Here is a 17,972-nt window from a genome sequence, read left to right on the forward strand (position 1 = left end):
TTTGTCCGCGCCGCCCACAGGGAGGGACGATGGAGTACGTCCAGGAACGCGTGACGACGCTCCACGACCTGACCGATCCGACGCCCGCCGCGCCGACGGATCGGGCCTCGGTGGTCGTCCCGATGACCGAACGCGAGTACGCCGGCCTGGCGCCGGACCGCGTCCTCTCGGAACTGGAGCGGGTCGACCCCGCGAAGGTGGTCGTTCCCCTGCGGGCCTCGCCCGACCGGGTCGCGGACTTCCACGACTGGCTCGCCGGCTACGACCTCTCGCTGTCGGTCCTCTGGTGTAACGGGCCGCGGCTGGAGGCCCTGCTCGACGACCACGGCCTCGACGGCGAGTTCGGGAAGGGGCGGGACGTGTGGTTGGGCCTCGGTCAGGCGCTCGACCGAGAGTACGTCGTCGTCCACGACGCGGACACCAAAAGCTACAGCCGGGCGGACGTGGCACGCCTCCTCTATCCGCTCTCCCGGGGCTACGACTTCTCGAAGGGCTACTACGCGCGCGTCGAGAACGACCGCCTCTACGGGCGGCTGTTTCGCCTCTTTTTCGTCCCGCTCGTCCGGGCGCTCGGGGCGGAGCGCGACGCGCCCGTGTTGCGGTATCTGGAGGCGTTTCGCTACGCGCTGGCGGGGGAGTTCGCGGCGACGACGGCGCTCGCGGAGCGCCTGCGCACCCAGCGGTCGTGGGGGCTCGAAGTCGGCACGCTCGGCGACGCCTTCGAGTACGCCGGCTTCGACGGGAGCGCGCAGGTCGACCTCGGGACCTACGAACACGACCACCGGGCGGTGAGCGGCCCGACCGGCCTCTCCGATATGAGCCGTCACGTCGCGACGGCGCTCTTCCGGGCGGTCACCGACCACGGCGTCGACCCCGACTACGACACCCTCCCGGATCGCTACCGCGAGGCCGCCCGCTCGCTCGTCCGGAGCTACGAACTCGACGCGGGGTTCAACGGACTGGAGTACGACCGGGCGGGCGAACTCGAGCAGGTGGCGACGTACGCGTCGGCCATCGGTCCCCCGGGACCGGATCGGCGGCTGCCGGCGTGGCGCGACGCGCCGGTGTCGCCGGCGGCGGTGGCGGAGACGGCGGCCGCGGACCTGGAGGCGGCGCGATGATCGCCGACGCGACGGGCGACGAACTCGCGGGCGTGGTCGACCTCTTCGGGGCGCTGACCCGCGGGGAACTCGAATCCGCGCTCGGCGAACTCGCCTTCAAGCGGGGCGAGGAGGTCGACGCCGACGCGGTCGCCGACGCCGTCGACGCCGCCGTCGAGAACTACTACCTCGTCGCCGTCGAGCGCGACGACCGGACGCTGCTCGCGCCGGGGCCGACGGCGTTTCCCGCGCTCCCCGAGGGCGCCGAGGACCTCCCGCACATCCTCGACGTGCCCGAGCGAGAGGTGGATCGGGCGGCGCTCGCCGACGCCGCCGAACGCCGCCTGCGGGCCGACGCCGCCCGCGCCGCCGCCGACGGCGACGCCGACCGGATCGAGCGGTTGCTGGACGTGAGCTACGACCTCGAAACGTGGGGCGGGGCGGACGTGGGCGACGTCCGAACCCGCCTCGACGACGCGATGGAGAACCGCAACTGAAACCACCCCCCGGACCGTACGACAGGCCAGCGACTGCCGCGACCGAAACCGACACCACACCACCCGACCCACCATGCGCATGGATCTGTCCGCCGTCGCCAGCCACGTCCCGGGGTCCATCGACGACGCAGAGCGCGAAGCGGCGGTCGTCGCGCCGGTCGTCGACCGCGACGACGGCGACGCCCTCCTCTTTACCAAGCGGGCCGACCACCTCGGCGAACACGCCGGGCAGATGAGCTTCCCCGGCGGCGGCCGCGAACCGAGCGACGCCGACCTCGAGGCGACCGCGAAACGCGAGGCCAACGAGGAGATCGGTCTCGAACCCGACGAGATCGAGGTGGTGGGCCGACTCGACGACATCCCGACGGTCAGCGACTACGCCGTCCGCCCGTTCGTCTCCCGGATCCCGGATCGGACCTACGTCCCCGACGAACGCGAGGTGGCCGAAATCGCCGTCCTGCCGGTCGCGGAACTGGTCGACCTCGACAACTACGAGTCCGAGCGCCGGGACCACCCCCACTACGGCGAGATCCGCCTGCACTTCTTCCGCGTCGACGGCTACACCGTCTGGGGGGCGACCGGCAGAATGCTCGTCCAGTTGCTCGAACTCGCGACCGACTGGGAGATGCCGCCGGAGGTCGACCGGGTTGTCGACCCCGACGCCGACTTCCCGGTCTGAGCGGTCGGCCTCACTCCGAGCCGTCGAGGTCCGCGTCCGCCGCCTCGCTCTCCTCCCGAACCTCGACGTCGGTCCCCTCGGCCCGCTTTGGCACCTCGATCCGGAGCGTCCCGTTGTCGCTCAGCGTGGCCGTGGCCTCGCCGGCGTCCACGTCGGCGTCCGGCGGCAGTCGCGCGCGGCCGTCCAGCGAGAGGCCCCGGCCCGGGAAGCGCATCTCGAACCCCTCGTGGAAGTCGCGGAAGCGGTCGAGACGCACCTGCACCTCGCCCTCGACGTAGCGCACCTGGACGTCGCTCCGGGTGACGCCCGGCGCGTCGAAGACGACGAGGTAGGCGTCCTCGGACTCCAGCACGTCGTACGAGAGGGGCTTTCGCTCCTGGACCTTCCCGACGCCGCGGCCGACCCGTTCGAGGACGGCGTTGGCCGCGGACTTGCCGAACTCCTTGAACCCGGTCATACTTCGATCTCTTCGAGACAGTCGGTACCGCCACAGAGCGGACAGGAGAGGTCACCGACCGCGTGATCGTCGGCGATGTCGTACGTGTAGTGGTTCTCGAACATGTCGAGTTCGCAGCCGGGGCTGGTACACTTGAGTTCCTTCGTGGCGGGCATGGGTGGAGATAGAGCCGCGACCGGCATAAGTGGCGTGGAGCCTGCAACCGCGACGGCGTCCGGGAGCGGCGATCACCGCTCCGCGAGGTCCCGGAACGCGTCCCGCAGGTAGAGCACCGAGTCGTATCGGTCGGCCTTCTCCGTCGCCAGCGCGGTCAAGAGCACGTCGTCCAGCGCCTCGGGCACGTCGGCCACCGCGCTCGGCGGCGCCGGATCCTCGTGTAGCACCCGGTGCATCACCGTCGTCGGGTCGCCCTCGAAGGGCGGTCGGCCGGTGACCAGTTCGTAGAGGACGGCACCCAACTGGTAGACGTCGGTCAGGTCGTCGGCCGGACCGCGGTCGGTGTCGAACTGCTCGGGGGCGGCGTACTGCGGGGACAGGCCCTCGACGCTCTGGGAGTGGTCGAGGAGGTGTTTCGAGAGGCCCCAGTCGGCCACCTTGGGAACGTCCCAGGCGCCGTCGACGGAGCGAAAGAGGACGTTCCCGGGCTTCAGGTCGAGATGGGCGACGCCGCGGCGGTGGGCGTGGCGCACCCCCTCGGTGATCGCCTCGGCCGTCCAGAGCGCCTGCTCGAAGGGCAGGTCGCCCGCCCGCGCCGAGAGGTCGCCGGCGTCCATGTACTCCATGGCGATCCAGGGCAACGGGTCGGCGCCGTAGTCGACGACCCCCACGACGTGGTCGTGATCGTCGAGTTTGTCCCACGTCTCCGCCTCCGCGAGCATCCGGTCGACGGCGTCGCTGTGGAGGGTGCCGCTCATCCGGGGTTCCTTGACCGCGACCGTCTGGCCATCACGGACGGTCGCCCGGTACACGTCGGCGTTGCCGCCGCGGCCGATGGGTTCCTTGTCAGTGAGGTCGGCGTAGTCGACAGCGAGGTCGGGGGCGCGGGGGACGTGGTCGGGTGGGCCGAGCGGGGGAGCGTTAGCAGGGGTGGACGCGGATTCACTCGACTGTTCGGCTAGAGAAGTTTCGACCGACTGTTCTATCGCGGCCCGCCCGCCGGACGACGGCGACGCGGCGGCGAACGAGTCGTCGGTGGGTGCGTCGGTTCCGCCGTTCGTCGGCGTCAGGTCGGGAGAGCTATCCGTCGCCCCGGCGTCGGGGGCCGGTTCCGGGTGAGGCTCGGACTCGGTGGTCCCCGTGTCGGGGACGACTTCGGGTCGGCGAACCCACTCCGGGTAGCCGATGCCGACGGCGGCGCCACAGAGTACGAGGAAGCCGAACGGGATAACGAAAAACCGGAATATCGGACTGTTCACGGTGACGAGGAAAGGTAGCGGGGCGACGGCGAGACCGCCTAGGAGTATGGACCACCCGACGACCATAGGGGTCGGGGTGCCGGTCCACGAGAAGTGTCGCCACGAGAGGGGAAAGAGCGCGAGCGTGGAGAGCGGACTCAGGGCGAAAAGGAACGTTCCCGGAGCAGCATTCAGCGTCTGAGAGAGGGAGTCGTTTACCCTCACCGAACTGTGGAGGAACACCTGAGCGGCAAAAATGAAAAGAACAGCGCCGAACACGCCCACCAACTGTAGATATGGACGTACGGATCCGACGGGGTCGTCGGGCGACGGTTCGGAGACGAGTAACACGGACACAGCGGTCGTCGCCGTGAAGGTGAAGACCACTACACCGTGAGTGATGAAACTGATATTGGAGGCGGCCGCGAAGAAGGGGTACAGTAGTACGAGAAACCCGAGTACGCCGGAGGAGAGCGTGACGTACCGACGCGGGGAGCGACTCCAGTTGAAGACGACCCAAGCGAGGAGGAACGGCATCCCGGCGGCGAGCATCGGCAGAGCCGGTCTCAGGAAGACGTACGCCACGAAAGCAGAACCGTAGAGGGGTGCAGGTCCGCGCACCGTGAAAGTCACCACGAGCCATCCCACCACCGCCACGACAGTCGCCACCCCGAACTGCACCCGATCCGACACGAGTCGCATTTGCCATAGCTCCCGCGAGTGACGCCTTAAATCCGACGCCCCACACGAACACGGTTTTACGCGTCGGCCGCGAACTCGCCCCCATGACCGACCCCGCAGACCTCTCGGTGACCCTCGTCGACGGCTACGTCGACGAACCGGCACACTTCGGGGTCCCGCCGTACGTCTCGACGTACCCCCGCTTCACCGCGGGCGCGCTCGTCGACGCCGGCGTCCCCGCCGACGCCATCGCGTACCACACCATCGACGAACTCCGCGACGACCGGATGAAGTGGGGCGACGTGGCCGACGCCGATCTGATGATCTACCTGGGCGGCATGACCGTCCCCGGGAAGTACGTGGGCGGGACGCCCGCCGAACCAGACGAGGTTCGGGAACTCGCCTGGACCGCCGACGGGACGACGCTGATGGGCGGCCCCGTCCGCTTCGGCGTCGGCGAGGAGAACGCCGGCGGGCAGGAGATGGAGCGCAAGGACCTCGACTACGACTTCGTCGCCAAGGGCGACGTGGAGGCGGCGGCCCACGACCTGGTCGCGAGCGGGCTGGAGGGGTTCGGGGACCGGATGCGCGACAACGCCGAACTCGACCGCTGGGCCGCGAAGGGCGCCTTCGTCGTCGAGGACCACCCCAACCACCCCGACTACCTGATCGCGGAACTGGAGACGTCCCGAGGGTGTGCCTACCGGTGTTCGTTCTGCACCGAACCGCTGTACGGCGACCCCGGGTTTCGGAGCGCCGAGTCGGTCGTCCGCGAGGTCGAGGCGCTGTACGAGCGCGGCGTTCGGCACTTCCGGCTGGGTCGACAGGCCGACATCCTGGCGTTCGGGGGCGACGGCGAGGCGCCGAATCCCGACGCACTCCGTCGGCTCTATTCGGGGATCCGGGAGGTGGCGCCGGACCTGGAGACGCTCCACCTCGACAACATGAACCCGGTCACCATCGTCGACTACCCGGAGCAGTCGCGGGAGGCCATCCGGATCATCGCCGAACACAACACCGCGGGCGACACCGCCGCGTTCGGCCTCGAATCCGCCGACCCCGTCGTCCGCGAGGAGAACAACCTGCTCGTGTCGGCCGAGGAGTGTCTGGAGGCCGTCCGCGTCGTCAACGAGGAGGGGGGATGGCGGCCGGGCGACGACCCGGACGCGGCACCCACCGTGGGCGAGTCGGCGGCCGACCGCCTGCCGAAGCTCCTCCCCGGGATCAACCTCGTCCACGGCCTCGCCGGCGAGCGCGAGGAGACCTTCGAGCACAACAAGCGCTTCCTGCAGGACGTCTACGACGAGGGGCTGATGCTCCGGCGCATCAACATCCGGCAGGTGATGGCCTTCGCGGGGACGGAGATGAGCGACACCGGCGCCGAGGTCGCGCGCGACCACAAGAAGCTGTTCAAGGAGTACAAGCGCGAGGTGCGCGAGGAGATCGACCGCCCCATGCTCCGCCGGGTCGTCCCCCCAGGGACGGTCCTGCCCGACGTCCACCTGGAGTACCACCAGGACGGCAAGACCTTCGGGCGGCAGGTGGGGACGTATCCGCTGCTCGTGGCCGTTCCCGGCGAGCGCGAACTCGGGGCGACGCTGGACGTGGCGGTCGTCGACCACGGCTACCGGTCGGTGACGGGCGTCCCGCACCCGCTGGACCTGAACGCGGCGTCGATGGCGGAACTGACAGCCATCCCCGGCGTCGGCGAGTCGACCGCGGGCGACATCGTCGTCGACCGGCCGTACGGCTCGCTGAACGAGGTCGACCTCGACGTCGACCTCTCGCGGTTCGCGGCGGTCGGCTCGATTGGGTCGGCGGACTAGACGACGTACTCCGAGAGCTGGACGAAGTACCACTCGTTCTCGTAGTTGGCGTAGTCGACGCGCTCGGGCATCTCCCCGGTCGGCGTCGTCGCGACGCCGTCACCGTCGTCGGTCACGCGGGTCACCGGCCGCCCGAGCGTCCGCTGGAGGTCCGCGTACGGCTCCGAGTACGGCGCACACTCGTCGTAGCCGTCCTCGACGGCCGCCTCGACGATGTCGCGTTGCTCGGGCGGGAGGTCGCCGTCGAGGACGATCCCGCGCCGGTCGTAGATGCGGGCCGCGAACTCGTCCGCCGACGTCGCGACGGGGTCGACCGCGATCCGACGGGTTTCGATCGCGGCGTCCCGCGTCTCGACGAGTCGGAACCGGAAGTCGTGACCGCGGATCCGAATCACGTCGTATGCCGGTTCGGGGACGAGTTCGGAGCGGGCCTGCGTCCCGTCGTCGGGGTAGGCGAGCGTCCCACCCACGCTGATGGCGCGGCCAGCCGCGAACCGCCGCATCACGCGGTCGTTCGGATAGCCGAGGAGGGCGAACAGGGCCAACCGGTCGACGTCGCGAAGGTCCTCGAAGGCGACGGCTCGACCGCCCGTGTCCACGTCCGGGCCGGCGTCGAGTTCGGCCCCGTAGCCGGTGCGGCGGGTCGTCGAGACGACCGGCGCCTCGACGGCGTAGTACGTCCCGTCGTCGGCGACGGACGCCGAACCGGAGAACGGTGCCGAGGACGACTCCGGCACCCACATCGTCGGTCGGTCGCCGCCGATTGCGGCGGCGATGGCGTCGCGTTCCGGCGGGGAGAGGGTGTCGACGGGGTCGCTGGCACCGGCGGCAGTGTCGTCGGCCGTCGTTGGCCGTAGTCGAAGCTCCGTCCCACGGGGACAGTCGCTTCCCAGGCCGAGGGTGGGGCCGAGACAGCCGGTCGTCGCGACCGCCACCCCGGTCGAGAGGAGGGCACGGCGGTACATGCCGGGGCGTCCGGCACACGACGCCAAGGCTCTTGTGCCGGACTAGAAGTCCTCGTCGATGATCTCGCCGACCGCGAAGTTGGACTTGACCTCGGTGATCTCGATTTTGACGCGCTCGCCGATCTCCGCCCCGGGGACGATGATGACGTAGCCGCGCTCGACCCGGGCGATGCCGTCGCCCTGTTTGCCGATGTCTTCGATCTCGACGTACCGGATCTCGCCGGCCTCGACGGGAGGCTGGGGTTCCGACGACGGGGTGTCGGGCTCCGACTCGGCCGACTCGGTCGATTCCGACCGCTCACGGGAGATGAGTGCGACGCGGTAGGTCTCGTCGGGGTCGATCGACCCCGTCTCGATCTCGCGTTGCGGTACCTCGATCACGTACGTTCCATCTTCCGCCCGAACACGCTCGCTGAACAGACACAGCAGTTTATCTGAGATCTCCACAGTCTAAACCTCCATGCCAACCTGTGTCGGGACCGTTAAAGGTGTATCGCCCCTATCGGGGGCGTCCGTCCGGCGTTTTCGGACCCTCGGAGTCGTGGACGATCACCTCTCCCGGTTCCGTCTCGACCGGCGTGTAGGCGTCGCGGACGCCGATGGCCTCCTCCAGTTCCCTGATCGCCCGCTCTTTGAGCGCGGCGGCCAGTTCCTCCGCGTCCTCCCGGGGGATGTCCCGACCCAGTCCCTCGCACTCGTGGGCGCGGACCATCCCCGCCTCGTCGACGGCCTCGCCCATGGGTTGGCTCGTCCCGCCGAGGGCGACGCTGAACGGGTAGGTCGCACAGATCAGCGGCCGGTCGTCGTGGACGGTACACCGCCCCTCACCCTCGGTCTCCTCGTAGAACGTGCAGTCGCCACACGCGTCGGTCTCCAGCGCCCATTCGAAGGTTTCGCCCTCGGGGCCGTCCGGACCCTCGGTCAGGCCGTACGGCGTCGGTCGTGCGACGTCCCGCCAGTCGTAGTCGGTCGCCGCCTGCAGGTCGCGCACCTCGTCGGGGAAGACGGTGGCGGTGTGTGGATCCTCGGAGCCCGATTTGCAGCACGCCCCACAGCGCGTACACTCGAAGCCGATGGACTCGATGGCGTCGGCCAGGTCGCCCACGTCGAGGTCCCGCGCCCGGTCGAGTTCGGTTTCGAGCGAGTCCATACCCCCGCTGGGGGGCCGAGGGGAAAAACGTCGTCGGCTACGCCGGAGTGACCCGTCCGCTCTCGCGGTCGAAGCGGACCCGCCCCTCGACGTCGAGTTTGTCGAGGTGGGCGCGGACCGTCGCGGCCGCGAGGTCCCGCAGGTCACCGAGTTCTCGGTCGTAGGCCGCGTCGACGACGGCATCCACCGACGCCGCGCCGCCGCGCACGGCGCGTTCGACCCGGCGCTCGCGGTCCAGTCGGTGGAAGTAGAGGCGGTCGAGGACCGCCCGCGGATCGTCGACGACGGGGCCGTGGCCCGGGAACAGGCGGTCGGGGTCGCGCGCTCGGAGTCGCCGGAGGGCGACGAGGTACGCCCGCACGTCGCCCTCGGGGGCGGCGACGGCGACGCTGCCCGAGGCGACGGCGAGGTCACCCGAGAGGATCCCCTCGTCGGCCTCGAAGGCGACGTGATCCGGGGCGTGGCCGGGGGTATCGAGGACGGTCAGGCCGCCCACGTCGTCGCCCTCGACGAACGTGCGGTCGGGGGGACGGCCGGTCGCGGCCGCGAACCGCGCCTCGCGGCCGCGACGCGCCCAGACGGTCGCCCCCGTCGCCGCGGCGTACGCCGCGACGCCGCCGACGTGATCCGGGTGGGCGTGGGTGACGGCGACGTGGTCCACCCCGCCCTCGGCGACGAGGGCGTCGAGTCGGTCGGTGCGGCCCGCGGGGTCGACGAGGACCGACCCGGCCGGATCGTCGACGAGGTAGGCGTTCGTCTCGCCGCCGGCGGCCGTCGTCTCGGTCGGGACGGCGACGGATCGACACGTCACTTCTCGATGATGCTCTCCTCGACCGCCTCGCCGAAGTGCCGGGCCACGTCCTCGTAGTAGACCAGCATCTCGTCGCCGGCGTCGAGGTCGGTCACGGCGGTCCGGCCCTCGCGGGTGTGGACCTTGATCGTCTCGGCGTTCTGGAGGAGCGTCTCGATGCGGTCGGTGCCCTCCTCCGTCTCGACTTCGGCCTGGACGCGGAACATCGGCCGCTTCTCGATCTTGACGCGCCCGACGACCGCCTCGCGGGTGTCGCCCTCGGTGTTCACCACCTGCACTTCGTCGCCGCTGGCGAGTTCGGCGAGGTACTGCGTGCCGCCGCCGGGGGAGCGGACGTAGGCGTGGACGGCGCCCGCGTTCACGCGGAAGGGTCGCGAGGCGACGTACGGCGACTCGGCCGTCTCCGCGTGGACGAAAAAGAGCCCGCGGGACATCGACCCCACGAGCATCCCCTCGTCGTGCTCCATGAGCGACCCCGTGTCCACGCAGACCCGGTCGGCCATGCCGGTGCGCTCCACCGCCGTCACCTCGGCGTACTGCAGGTCGAGGTGTTCGCGCTCGGCCGCGTCGCGCGCCTCGCAGGTCGAGCGAATCTCGTCGGGGTCGCCGGCGTCCAGCAGGACGCCGTCGGCGCCGAGTTCCAGCGTCTCGAAGGCCGTCCGGGCCTCCTCGGCGGAGGTGACGCCGGCGATCAGGTCCGTCTCCTCGCCGATGCGGGCGATGAGGTTCTCCAGAGGGATGATCGTCCAGTCCTCGCCGACGACGATGGTGTACTCGGCGTCCGCGGCGGCGGCCTCGGCGAAGCGCTCGTACTCCTCGCTCAGGATGCGGACGTAGGCGCCCTGTGCCCGGTCGTCGTCGCGCCGGAGCGTCGAGAGGTCGGCCGATCCGGAGAAGTCGGGCGGGAGGTCGACCGTGCCGTCGCCCTCGCCGTTCTTGCCGACGACGTAGGCGTCGGCGACGGCCCCCTCGCTCTCGGCGTCCTCCACCAGGTCGGCGTCCGAGCGAAAGGCCGCCACGTTCACGTCGCCGAGTTCGCGCACCCGAGCGACGTCCGTCTCGTCGACCAGCACCCAGTCCACGCCGGCCTCGAGGCCGGCGGTGATGCGCTCCTTTCGCGACTCCCAGTCGCCAACCGTCCCGTCGGCTTTCAGCCACACGCTCCGTGTCATTGTCCCCACCTCGGTGGGGCCGGGCTTCAACGTGGCGGATGCTACGCTTCGAGCAGCCCGCCGCGCCGGAGCGCCTCGTCGACGCCGGCGTCGTCGTGGATGATCGCCGAGATGGCCCGGGTGATGGCCCCGGGGTCGTCGTGCTGGAAGATGGAGCGACCCATGGAGACGCCGGCGGCGCCGCCGTCCATCGCGCCGCGGACCATCTCGACGGTCTGGCGGTCGGTGCCGCGGCTCCCGCCCGCGATGACGACGGGCAGGCGCGTCCCCGCACAGACGGGGGCGAAGCTGTCGCCGTCGCCGCTGTACCCCGTCTTCACGACGTCGGCGCCGAGTTCCTCGGCGAGGCGGACGGCGTGGGCGAGGGCCTCGGGGTCGTCCTCCTCGATGTCCGGGCCGCGGGCGTAGGCCATGGCGAGCGTCGGCACGCCCAGTTCGTCGGCGCGCTCGGTCACCTGTGCGAGGTCGGTCATCTGCTCGGGTTCGTACTCGGAGCCGACGTTGATGTGGAAGGAGACGGCGTCGGCGCCGGCGCGGAGCGCCGCCTCGACCGTGCCGGTGCGGCGCTTGTCGTCCTCGTCCGGGCCGATGTTGGTCGACCCGTTGAGGTGGACGATGTACCCCGAGCCGTTCTTGTGGTCGTGGACGCGGGGGGCGACCCCCTTCTGCGTGAGGACGGCGTCGGCGCCGCCGTCGGTGACGGCGTCGATGGTGGATTCGATGTCGACGAGTCCCTTTACCGGCCCCATCGTGACGCCGTGGTCCATCGGGACGATCAGGTATCGGTCGTCCGTGGAGATGCGTCGGAGGCGCGCGCGTGTTCCCGTGTTCATCAGTATGTTACCCTGTACCAGTGGCGCTTATGTACGTTCCGGATGCGGACGTTCGTTCCCCGACGCGCCGCGGAGCGCACCCTCCTTGAGTTCGCGGGCCTTGCCCTCGAGTTTGCTCGCCACCGTCACCGCGGGGTCGCCGCGCTCGGCGCCCGTGGCGACGATGTCGACGAGGGCGGAGCCGACGATGACGCCGTCGGCGCCCGCCTCGATCACCCGTTGGGCGTGGTCGCCGGTCGAGATGCCGAAGCCGACGGCCTTCGGAACGTCCCAGTCGGCGACGCGTTCGAGGCTCTCCGCGGTCCGATCCGAGAGGTCGGCGCGCGCGCCGGTCGTGCCGAGACGTGCCTGGACGTAGACGTAGCCCGACACCTGCGACATGATGCGCTCCAGGCGCTCGCCTTTCGTCGTCGGCGCGACGATGAAGATCAGTTCGCAGCCGTGTTCGTCACACGCCTCGCGGAGCGGCCCGGCCTCCTCCGCGGGGAGGTCGGGGACGACGAAGCCGTCGACGCCCGCCTCCGCGGCCCGGCGGACGAAGTCCGCGGGGCCGCCGCCCTCGCCGAACTGGTAGATCAGGTTGTAGTAGGTCATACAGACCAGCGGCACGTCGACGTCGAGGTCCTCGACGAACTCGAAGTAGCGCGTCGGGGTCATCCCCGCCTCCAGCGCGCGGACGATGGCGCTCTGGATGGTCGGTCCCTCCGCGATGGGCTCCGAGAACGGCAGGCCGAGTTCGATGACGTCCGCGCCGCCCCGCTCCAGCGCCTCGACGTAGGCGAGCGAGGACTCGTAGTCGGGGTCGCCCGCCGCGAGGTAGGGGACGAACGCGGGGCCGTCCGCGAACGCCTCGGCGATACGGCTCACTGGAACCCCCCCGTCGTCTCGAAGGTGTCGATGTCCGGCGCCCCCTCGATGTCGCGGCCGTGGGTCTCCTCCAGCACGGTTTCGAGGTCCTTGTCGCCGCGGCCGGAGACGTTGACGAGGATCACGTCGCCCAGGTCGTCGTGGTGGTCCTCGACGTAGCCGAGGGCGTGGGCGGATTCGAGCGCGGGGATGATCCCCTCCAGTTGCGAGAGCCGGTGGAACCCCTCCAGGGCGCCGTCGTCGTCGACGGTGACCGCGGTGACGCGGTCCCGGTCGACCAGGGCGGCGAGTTCGGGGCCGACGCCCGCGTAGTCGAGGCCGGCCGAGACGCTGTGTGACTCCATGATCTGCCCGTCGCGGTCCTGCAGGACGCGGGTTCGAGAGCCGTGGAGGACTCCCTCGGTGCCCGTCGAGAGCGTCGCCGAGTTGGGCGCGACGCCGGCCTCCTCGTCCACTTCGAGGCTGCTCCCGCCGGCTTCGACGGCGTAGAGGGCCACGTCCGCGTCGTCGACGAACTCCGCGAAGACGCCCATCGTGTTCGACCCGCCGCCCGCGCAGGTGACCACCGAGTCGGGGAGGCGACCCGCCTGCTCGCGTGCCTGCTCGCGGGCCTCCTCCGAGATCACCCGCTGGAAGTCACGCACCATCGCGGGGAAGGGGTGGGGACCGACGACCGATCCGATGACGTAGTGAGTGTCCTCGACGTTCGCCGCCCAGTCGCGCATCGTCTCGCTGATGGCCTCCTTCAGCGTGCCGCGGCCGACGGTCACCGGGTTCACGTCCGCGCCGTTGAGGCGCATCCGGAAGACGTTGGGGCGCTGGCGGTTGATGTCGCGCCGGCCCATGTACACCTCGCAGGGCATCCCGAGGTGGGCACACGCCATCGCCGTCGCGGTGCCGTGCTGGCCGGCGCCCGTCTCCGCGATGATCCGCTCTTTGCCCATGTACTTCGCCAGCAGGACCTGCCCGAGCGCGTTGTTCAACTTGTGCGCGCCGCCGTGGAGCAGATCCTCACGTTTGAGATACACTTCCGCGTCGTAGCGCTCCGAGAGCCGGTCCGCGCGCTGGAGGGGGGTCGGTCGACCGCCGAAATCGGCCAGTCGCTCCCGGAAGTCGTCCATGAACCCGTCCTCGTTGTCGAGGACGTACCGCTCGTACGCGTCCTCCAGTTCCTCGATGGCCGGCATCAACGCCTCGGGAACGTACTGTCCACCGTACTCGCCGAATTTTCCTGTATCGGAACTCATGCTGTGGTAAATCGCCGCACGTTCGCTGTCACGTCGCCGTCCATGATCGCACTCCCGATCAGCAGGGCGTCGGCGCCCGCCGAGCGCATCCGGCGGACGTCCTCGGGCGTCGCGATCCCGCTCTCCGCGATCAGCGTCACGTCGTCGGGGACGCCCGGCGCGATCGACTCGAAGGTGTCGAGGTCGACCTCCAGGTGCGCCAGGTCGCGGTTGTTGACGCCGATCAGGTCCGCGCCCGCCGTGACCGCCCGGTCGAGTTCCGCCCGGGTGTGGACCTCGACCAGCGGCTGGAAGCCGCGCTCCTCGGCCGCCGCGACGAGACCGGGCAGGTCGTCGACGAACCGCGCGATCAGCAGGACCAGGTCCGACGCCACGAGGTCGAGTTGCGACTCCGCCAGGATAAAGTCCTTGCGAAGCACTGGCACGTCGACCGCCGCCCGGACCCGTTCCAGCGCCTCCGGCGACCCGCCGAAATGCTCGGGTTCGGTCAACACCGACAGCGCCGTCGCCCCGCCCTCGACCATCGCCGCCGCGAGGTCGACTGGGTCGTCGTCCCGCCGGCCCTCGGTGGTCGGACTGGTGGGCTTTACCTCCGCGATCACCGGCACCCGACCGTCGGCCTCCGCGGCCGCGACGGCGTCGGGGAAGGAACGGGCGTCGACCGACACGCGCTCCTCGCCGCCCGACCGCTCGCGGGCGGTCGACAGTATCGACCGCACCGGGGGCGCCAGTTCTTCACCATTAGCGTCCATCATTGTACACTAACGGACGTATCTGCACATAAGCCTTGCGTCCCGCCCGCACGCGCACCGGCGGCCGACGGCAACCCATATGAGTCGGCCACTCCTCCGGGTGACCATGGAGGGACTCTACGCGCGCGACGCCCCGGTCCTGGGGCGAGCGATCCAGGTAGGTATCGCCGGCGACCGGGTCATCAGCGTCTCGTTCCCGGAGTCGGCGCCGGCGGACGCCGACCCCGACCACCCGCTGCTCGACCGGGTGTTCGCCTACCTCGACGGTGCCGAGGACCACTTCGACGACGTGGAGGTGGCGCTCACCGTCCCGACCGAGCGGCGGACCGTGCTCGAGGCCGTCCGCAACGTCCCCTACGGCGAGACGGTGGACGTGGCGCGACTGGCGCGACTCGCCGGCCTCGACGACGAGGACGCGGACGACCTGGAGACCGTCCGGACCGCCCTCGGGGAGAACCCGGTGCCGCTTTTCATCCCCGATCACCGGATCGCCGGCCCGGGGGCGACGCCCGCGGCCGTGGCCGAACGGCTCCGCTCGCTCGAGTCCAGTAGTAGCGATTGAAAGTCACTACACAGCAGCTCTCACGCCGTATGCGATCTGCCGTGTGAACGTTCAATCGCTACGATAGCGCTCGTTGACGACGAACTCCAGGGCGTTCACGAGGTAGTGAGCGATCACCACCGTCGCCAGACTCCCCGTGAGCAGGAAGGCGACGGCGAGGACGAACCCGAGGAGGCCGGTGACGACGACGCCCGCCCGCCCCTGGGCGCCGTGACCGAGCGCGAAGGCAATCGAGGAGAGGGCGGCGAGGAGCCACGGCGAGACGTCGAAGCCCGCCGCGAGGACGCCGACGAGGACGCCCCGGAAGAGGAGTTCCTCGAACCCCGCGACGAGCGGCAGGACGACCAAGAGGAGGACCGCCCACCCCGCCGCCGACTCGGGCGTCATCGCCCGCCTGAGGGTCGTCGAGTCGCCGAGTCCGAGCCGGTCGCTCAGCCGCTGACCGACCGCGTTGACGACGTGGAGGCCGACGCCGAGGGCGACGCCGGCGGCCAGGGATCGGGGCGCGAACGCCGCCGCCGAGAGGCCGAACGCGGCGGCGGGGATGGCGGCGAGCCACGCGCCCACCACCAGGAGCGACGCGAACGCGCCCTGCGAGACGACGACGTTCACGAGGAGCGCCGACGTCGAGGGCGTGTCGCCGCGGCGGGGCGGCCGCTCGGCCGCGACCGGCGCATCGACCACGCGATCCGAGAGCGTGGCGGGGAACTCGGCGGTCGACGAATCGAGGGCGTCCGCGGACGCACGGGCGAGAAGGAGCAAGCCGCCGAGGACGACGCCGACGAAGCCGGCGAACGCCGCCCACCGTGGCACGTCTACTGCGGACTCGGGCTGCTCGGACCCTGACTGACGCTCTGCTGGTCGAGCGCGGAGCCCGTGATCTGCTTGAGGCGGTCGACCAGCGAGTCCTTCTCGGGCTCGCCTTCGAGCGCCACGTCGAGGACCTCGCTGATGTGGCTGACGGGGATGATCTCGATCATCTCCTCGTACTCGTCCTCGATCATCACGTCCTGCGTGTTGGCCTCGGGGATGATGACCCGGTCACAGCCGGTCTTGGCGGCGGCCTCGATCTTGTGGGTGACGCCGCCGACCGGGAGGACGTCGCCCCTGACCGACAGCGAGCCGGTCATGGCGAGGCTCTGGTCGACGCCCACGTTCTCCAGCGCGCTGATGACCGCCGTGGCGACGGTGATGGAGGCGGAGTCGCCGTCGACGCCGCCCTCGCCCGCCTGGACGAACTGGATGTGGATGTCCTTCTGGGTGATGTCCTCGTCGGAGAACTTCTTGATGATGGCCGAGACGTTGGAGACCGCCTCCTGGGCCATCTCCTTCAGTTGCCCGGTGGCGATGACCTCGCCCGGACCCTGCGAGGGGGTCACTTCGGCCATCACCGGGAGGACGATGCCGGAGTCCTCGCCCATGACGGCGAGGCCGTTGACGCGGCCGACCACGTAGCCCTCGCTGACCTGGAGTTCGTAGTCCTTGCGGCGCTGGATGAAGTCGTCCGCGAGCTGCTGTTCGATGCTGCGGGAGCGACCCTTCGCCTGCAGGACGTGCTCTCGGGTGGTGTACTCGGCGTCCTCGGCGCGGGCGATGTCGCCCGCGACGCGGACCAAGCCGCCGAGGTTGCGGAGTTCGAGCGTCAGGTGGCCCTTCCGGCCCGCGCGACGCCGCGCCTCGAGGATCACTTCCTCGATGGCGTCGTCGGTGAAGTGGGGGAGACGGCCGTCCTTCTCCACTTCCTGGGCGATGAAGCGGGCGTACTTCCGGCGCATCTCCGGGGTGTCCTCGATGGTGTCGTCCATGTACACCTCGTAGCCGTACCCCTTGATCCGGGAGCGGAGCGCGGGGTGCATGTTCTCCATCGCGTCGAGGTTCCCCGCGGCGATCATCACGAAGTCACAGGGAACGGGTTCGGTCTGGACCATCGCACCCGAGGAGCGCTCGGACTGGCCCGTGATGCCGAACTCGCCCTCCTGAATCGCGGTCATCAGGTGTTGCTGTGACCGGACGTCGAGCGTGTTGATCTCGTCGATGAACAGCACGCCCTTGTTGGCCTTGTGGATGGCGCCGGGTTCGACGCGGTCGTGGGACGGCGTCTCCATGCCGCCGGACTGGAACGGGTCGTGGCGCACGTCGCCCAGCAGGGCACCGGCGTGGGCGCCGGTGGCGTCCTCGAACGGCGCGGTCTGCTGGTCGGCCGTGTTGACGATCAGGTTCGGGATCATCGCGTCGGAGCCACGGGAGCCGTAGCGGAACGCGAGGTAGATGATCCCGGCCGCGAGGATGCCGAGCAGGATGTTGCCGGCGATGATGAGCGAGTAGCCCAGCACGATGGCGATGATGATCCACATCAAAAAGGAGCGCATCTGGTTGCGCTTGCGCGCCTCCTCCTTGTGGGCCTCGACGATCTGATCGCCCTTCCCCGAGGGGACCGTCCGCACCTTCGGCTCGTTGCCGTCGTCGGGGTTGTGATAGACGAGAACGTCCTGCAGTTCCTCCTTGGGGAGGAGTTCGCTCATCGCCTTCGCGAGCATCGACTTGCCGGTCCCGGGCGAGCCGATCATCATGACGTGGCGGCGCTGTTTGGCCGCCTTCATGACGACGTCGCGGGCGTGTTCCTGTCCGATCACCTGATCGACGAGTCGGTCCGGGACCTTGATCTCGGCGGTCGAATCGATCTGGAGGCCGCCGAGGAGGCCGTCCTCCGCGTCCTCGTCGATTTCCGCGTCGATCCGGACGTCGCTCCCGAGGTCCTCGATGGACCGGTCGTCCGAGTCGTCGACGGCCTGCCCGTCGCCGGACGGAGCAGGGGCGTCGTCCTCCCATTCGTCGGCCCCACCGTCGTCGCGGGGCGGGTCGCCGTCGACCCGTTCCGCGTCGTCGCCGGACTGCGTCCGACTGTCCGAGGAACCTCGTTCCTCGCCGTCGGCAGGGCGCTCGTCCGTGTTCGTGTCGTCGTTCATAGAACGGTTTCGT

At 70.1% G+C, this 17,972-nt stretch carries 20 protein-coding genes; 6 read left to right on the forward strand and 14 right to left on the reverse strand.

Going from position 1 to position 17,972, the window contains the following annotated elements:
• Positions 1-29: 29 nt before the first annotated feature.
• The 3 genes from NBT67_RS07385 to NBT67_RS07395 all read left to right on the forward strand — a co-directional run bounded on the left by NBT67_RS07385 (position 30) and on the right by NBT67_RS07395 (position 2,276).
• Positions 30-1,121, forward strand: coding sequence for a glycosyltransferase family protein (locus NBT67_RS07385; RefSeq protein ID WP_251344202.1), 1,092 nt, complete (start codon positions 30-32; stop codon positions 1,119-1,121).
• Positions 1,121-1,597 carry a DUF7109 family protein gene (locus NBT67_RS07390; protein ID WP_251344361.1) on the forward strand — a complete coding sequence of 159 codons (477 nt, stop codon included), beginning with the start codon at positions 1,121-1,123 and terminating at the stop codon, positions 1,595-1,597. Before NBT67_RS07385 ends, NBT67_RS07390 begins: the two co-directional genes overlap by 1 nt.
• Positions 1,598-1,676: 79 nt before the next feature.
• Positions 1,677-2,276 carry an NUDIX hydrolase gene (locus tag NBT67_RS07395; RefSeq protein WP_251344203.1) on the forward strand — a complete coding sequence of 200 codons (600 nt, stop codon included), beginning with the start codon at positions 1,677-1,679 and terminating at the stop codon, positions 2,274-2,276.
• 10 nt (positions 2,277-2,286) lie between these two features.
• On the opposite strand, the gene NBT67_RS07400 is transcribed toward NBT67_RS07395, so the two are convergent.
• The 3 genes from NBT67_RS07400 to NBT67_RS07410 form a co-directional block, all read right to left on the reverse strand.
• Positions 2,287-2,733: an Hsp20/alpha crystallin family protein gene (locus tag NBT67_RS07400; protein ID WP_251344204.1), complete on the reverse strand. Its 447-nt coding sequence runs from the start codon at positions 2,731-2,733 to the stop codon at positions 2,287-2,289.
• Entirely contained in the window at positions 2,730-2,888 is a 159-nt protein-coding gene (locus NBT67_RS07405; RefSeq protein ID WP_251344205.1) for a DUF7559 family protein, read from the reverse strand. Before NBT67_RS07405 ends, NBT67_RS07400 begins: the two co-directional genes overlap by 4 nt.
• 72 nt (positions 2,889-2,960) lie before the next feature.
• Complete coding sequence (locus tag NBT67_RS07410; protein ID WP_251344206.1) at positions 2,961-4,352, reverse strand: serine/threonine-protein kinase; 1,392 nt, start codon at positions 4,350-4,352, stop codon at positions 2,961-2,963.
• Between the two features lie 175 nt (positions 4,353-4,527).
• On the opposite strand from NBT67_RS07410, the gene NBT67_RS07415 reads away from it, so the two are divergent.
• Entirely contained in the window at positions 4,528-4,728 is a 201-nt protein-coding gene (locus NBT67_RS07415) for a hypothetical protein (RefSeq protein ID WP_251344207.1), read from the forward strand.
• A 184-nt stretch (positions 4,729-4,912) separates the two neighbouring features.
• Positions 4,913-6,634 (forward strand): radical SAM protein, encoded by a 1,722-nt coding sequence (locus tag NBT67_RS07420; RefSeq protein WP_251344208.1) that lies wholly within the window; start codon positions 4,913-4,915, stop codon positions 6,632-6,634.
• On the opposite strand, the gene NBT67_RS07425 is transcribed toward NBT67_RS07420, so the two are convergent.
• The 9 genes from NBT67_RS07425 to trpC are packed head-to-tail and all read right to left on the reverse strand — an operon-like array spanning position 6,631 to position 14,431.
• Positions 6,631-7,599: a hypothetical protein gene (locus NBT67_RS07425; RefSeq protein ID WP_251344209.1), complete on the reverse strand. Its 969-nt coding sequence runs from the start codon at positions 7,597-7,599 to the stop codon at positions 6,631-6,633. The two genes, NBT67_RS07420 and NBT67_RS07425, sit on opposite strands and share 4 nt — an antisense overlap.
• 42 nt (positions 7,600-7,641) lie before the next feature.
• Complete coding sequence (locus NBT67_RS07430; RefSeq protein ID WP_251344210.1) at positions 7,642-8,046, reverse strand: TRAM domain-containing protein; 405 nt, start codon at positions 8,044-8,046, stop codon at positions 7,642-7,644.
• A 52-nt stretch (positions 8,047-8,098) separates the two neighbouring features.
• Complete coding sequence (locus NBT67_RS07435; RefSeq protein ID WP_251344211.1) at positions 8,099-8,749, reverse strand: YkgJ family cysteine cluster protein; 651 nt, start codon at positions 8,747-8,749, stop codon at positions 8,099-8,101.
• Positions 8,750-8,786: 37 nt separating this feature from the next.
• Positions 8,787-9,560, reverse strand: coding sequence for an MBL fold metallo-hydrolase (locus NBT67_RS07440; RefSeq protein WP_251344212.1), 774 nt, complete (start codon positions 9,558-9,560; stop codon positions 8,787-8,789).
• Positions 9,557-10,732, reverse strand: a complete 1,176-nt coding sequence (locus tag NBT67_RS07445; protein ID WP_251344213.1) for a 3-dehydroquinate synthase II — start codon at positions 10,730-10,732, stop codon at positions 9,557-9,559. The genes NBT67_RS07440 and NBT67_RS07445 overlap by 4 nt, the downstream gene beginning before the upstream one ends.
• Positions 10,733-10,773: 41 nt before the next feature.
• The gene (locus NBT67_RS07450) at positions 10,774-11,565 is read right to left on the reverse strand and encodes a 2-amino-3,7-dideoxy-D-threo-hept-6-ulosonate synthase (protein ID WP_251344214.1); all 792 of its coding nucleotides are present in this window, start codon (positions 11,563-11,565) and stop codon (positions 10,774-10,776) included.
• 27 nt (positions 11,566-11,592) lie between these two features.
• Entirely contained in the window at positions 11,593-12,432 is an 840-nt protein-coding gene (trpA, locus tag NBT67_RS07455; RefSeq protein WP_251344215.1) for a tryptophan synthase subunit alpha, read from the reverse strand.
• The gene (gene trpB, locus NBT67_RS07460; protein ID WP_251344216.1) at positions 12,429-13,679 is read right to left on the reverse strand and encodes a tryptophan synthase subunit beta; all 1,251 of its coding nucleotides are present in this window, start codon (positions 13,677-13,679) and stop codon (positions 12,429-12,431) included. Before trpB ends, trpA begins: the two co-directional genes overlap by 4 nt.
• On the reverse strand, positions 13,676-14,431 hold the full coding sequence (trpC, locus tag NBT67_RS07465) for an indole-3-glycerol phosphate synthase (RefSeq protein WP_251344362.1): 756 nt from the start codon (positions 14,429-14,431) through the stop codon (positions 13,676-13,678). The genes trpB and trpC overlap by 4 nt, the downstream gene beginning before the upstream one ends.
• Before the next feature lie 106 nt (positions 14,432-14,537).
• On the opposite strand from trpC, the gene NBT67_RS07470 reads away from it, so the two are divergent.
• On the forward strand, positions 14,538-14,993 hold the full coding sequence (locus tag NBT67_RS07470; RefSeq protein WP_251344217.1) for an MGMT family protein: 456 nt from the start codon (positions 14,538-14,540) through the stop codon (positions 14,991-14,993).
• A 51-nt stretch (positions 14,994-15,044) separates the two neighbouring features.
• Here NBT67_RS07470 and NBT67_RS07475 read toward each other — a convergent pair whose 3' ends face one another.
• Both NBT67_RS07475 and lonB read right to left on the reverse strand, forming a co-directional pair.
• Complete coding sequence (locus NBT67_RS07475; protein WP_343218026.1) at positions 15,045-15,806, reverse strand: CPBP family intramembrane glutamic endopeptidase; 762 nt, start codon at positions 15,804-15,806, stop codon at positions 15,045-15,047.
• A 2-nt stretch (positions 15,807-15,808) separates the two neighbouring features.
• Entirely contained in the window at positions 15,809-17,959 is a 2,151-nt protein-coding gene (gene lonB, locus NBT67_RS07480; protein WP_251344218.1) for an ATP-dependent protease LonB, read from the reverse strand.
• Positions 17,960-17,972 lie beyond the last annotated feature (13 nt).

This window comes from Haloplanus sp. GDY1, from assembly GCF_023703775.1.
Taxonomy (GTDB): domain Archaea; phylum Halobacteriota; class Halobacteria; order Halobacteriales; family Haloferacaceae; genus Haloplanus; species Haloplanus halophilus.

Coding starts and splice junctions, on each gene's coding strand:
- NBT67_RS07385 (WP_251344202.1), top strand. CDS start 30: ATGGAGTACGTCCAGGAACGCGTGACGACGCTCCACGACCTGACCGAT.
- NBT67_RS07395 (WP_251344203.1), top strand. CDS start 1,677: ATGGATCTGTCCGCCGTCGCCAGCCACGTCCCGGGGTCCATCGACGAC.
- NBT67_RS07400 (WP_251344204.1), bottom strand. CDS start 2,733: ATGACCGGGTTCAAGGAGTTCGGCAAGTCCGCGGCCAACGCCGTCCTC.
- NBT67_RS07405 (WP_251344205.1), bottom strand. CDS start 2,888: ATGCCCGCCACGAAGGAACTCAAGTGTACCAGCCCCGGCTGCGAACTC.
- NBT67_RS07415 (WP_251344207.1), top strand. CDS start 4,528: ATGAAACTGATATTGGAGGCGGCCGCGAAGAAGGGGTACAGTAGTACG.
- NBT67_RS07420 (WP_251344208.1), top strand. CDS start 4,913: ATGACCGACCCCGCAGACCTCTCGGTGACCCTCGTCGACGGCTACGTC.
- NBT67_RS07425 (WP_251344209.1), bottom strand. CDS start 7,599: ATGTACCGCCGTGCCCTCCTCTCGACCGGGGTGGCGGTCGCGACGACC.
- NBT67_RS07435 (WP_251344211.1), bottom strand. CDS start 8,749: ATGGACTCGCTCGAAACCGAACTCGACCGGGCGCGGGACCTCGACGTG.
- NBT67_RS07445 (WP_251344213.1), bottom strand. CDS start 10,732: ATGACACGGAGCGTGTGGCTGAAAGCCGACGGGACGGTTGGCGACTGG.
- NBT67_RS07450 (WP_251344214.1), bottom strand. CDS start 11,565: ATGAACACGGGAACACGCGCGCGCCTCCGACGCATCTCCACGGACGAC.
- trpB (WP_251344216.1), bottom strand. CDS start 13,679: ATGAGTTCCGATACAGGAAAATTCGGCGAGTACGGTGGACAGTACGTT.
- trpC (WP_251344362.1), bottom strand. CDS start 14,431: ATGGACGCTAATGGTGAAGAACTGGCGCCCCCGGTGCGGTCGATACTG.
- NBT67_RS07470 (WP_251344217.1), top strand. CDS start 14,538: ATGGAGGGACTCTACGCGCGCGACGCCCCGGTCCTGGGGCGAGCGATC.
- lonB (WP_251344218.1), bottom strand. CDS start 17,959: ATGAACGACGACACGAACACGGACGAGCGCCCTGCCGACGGCGAGGAA.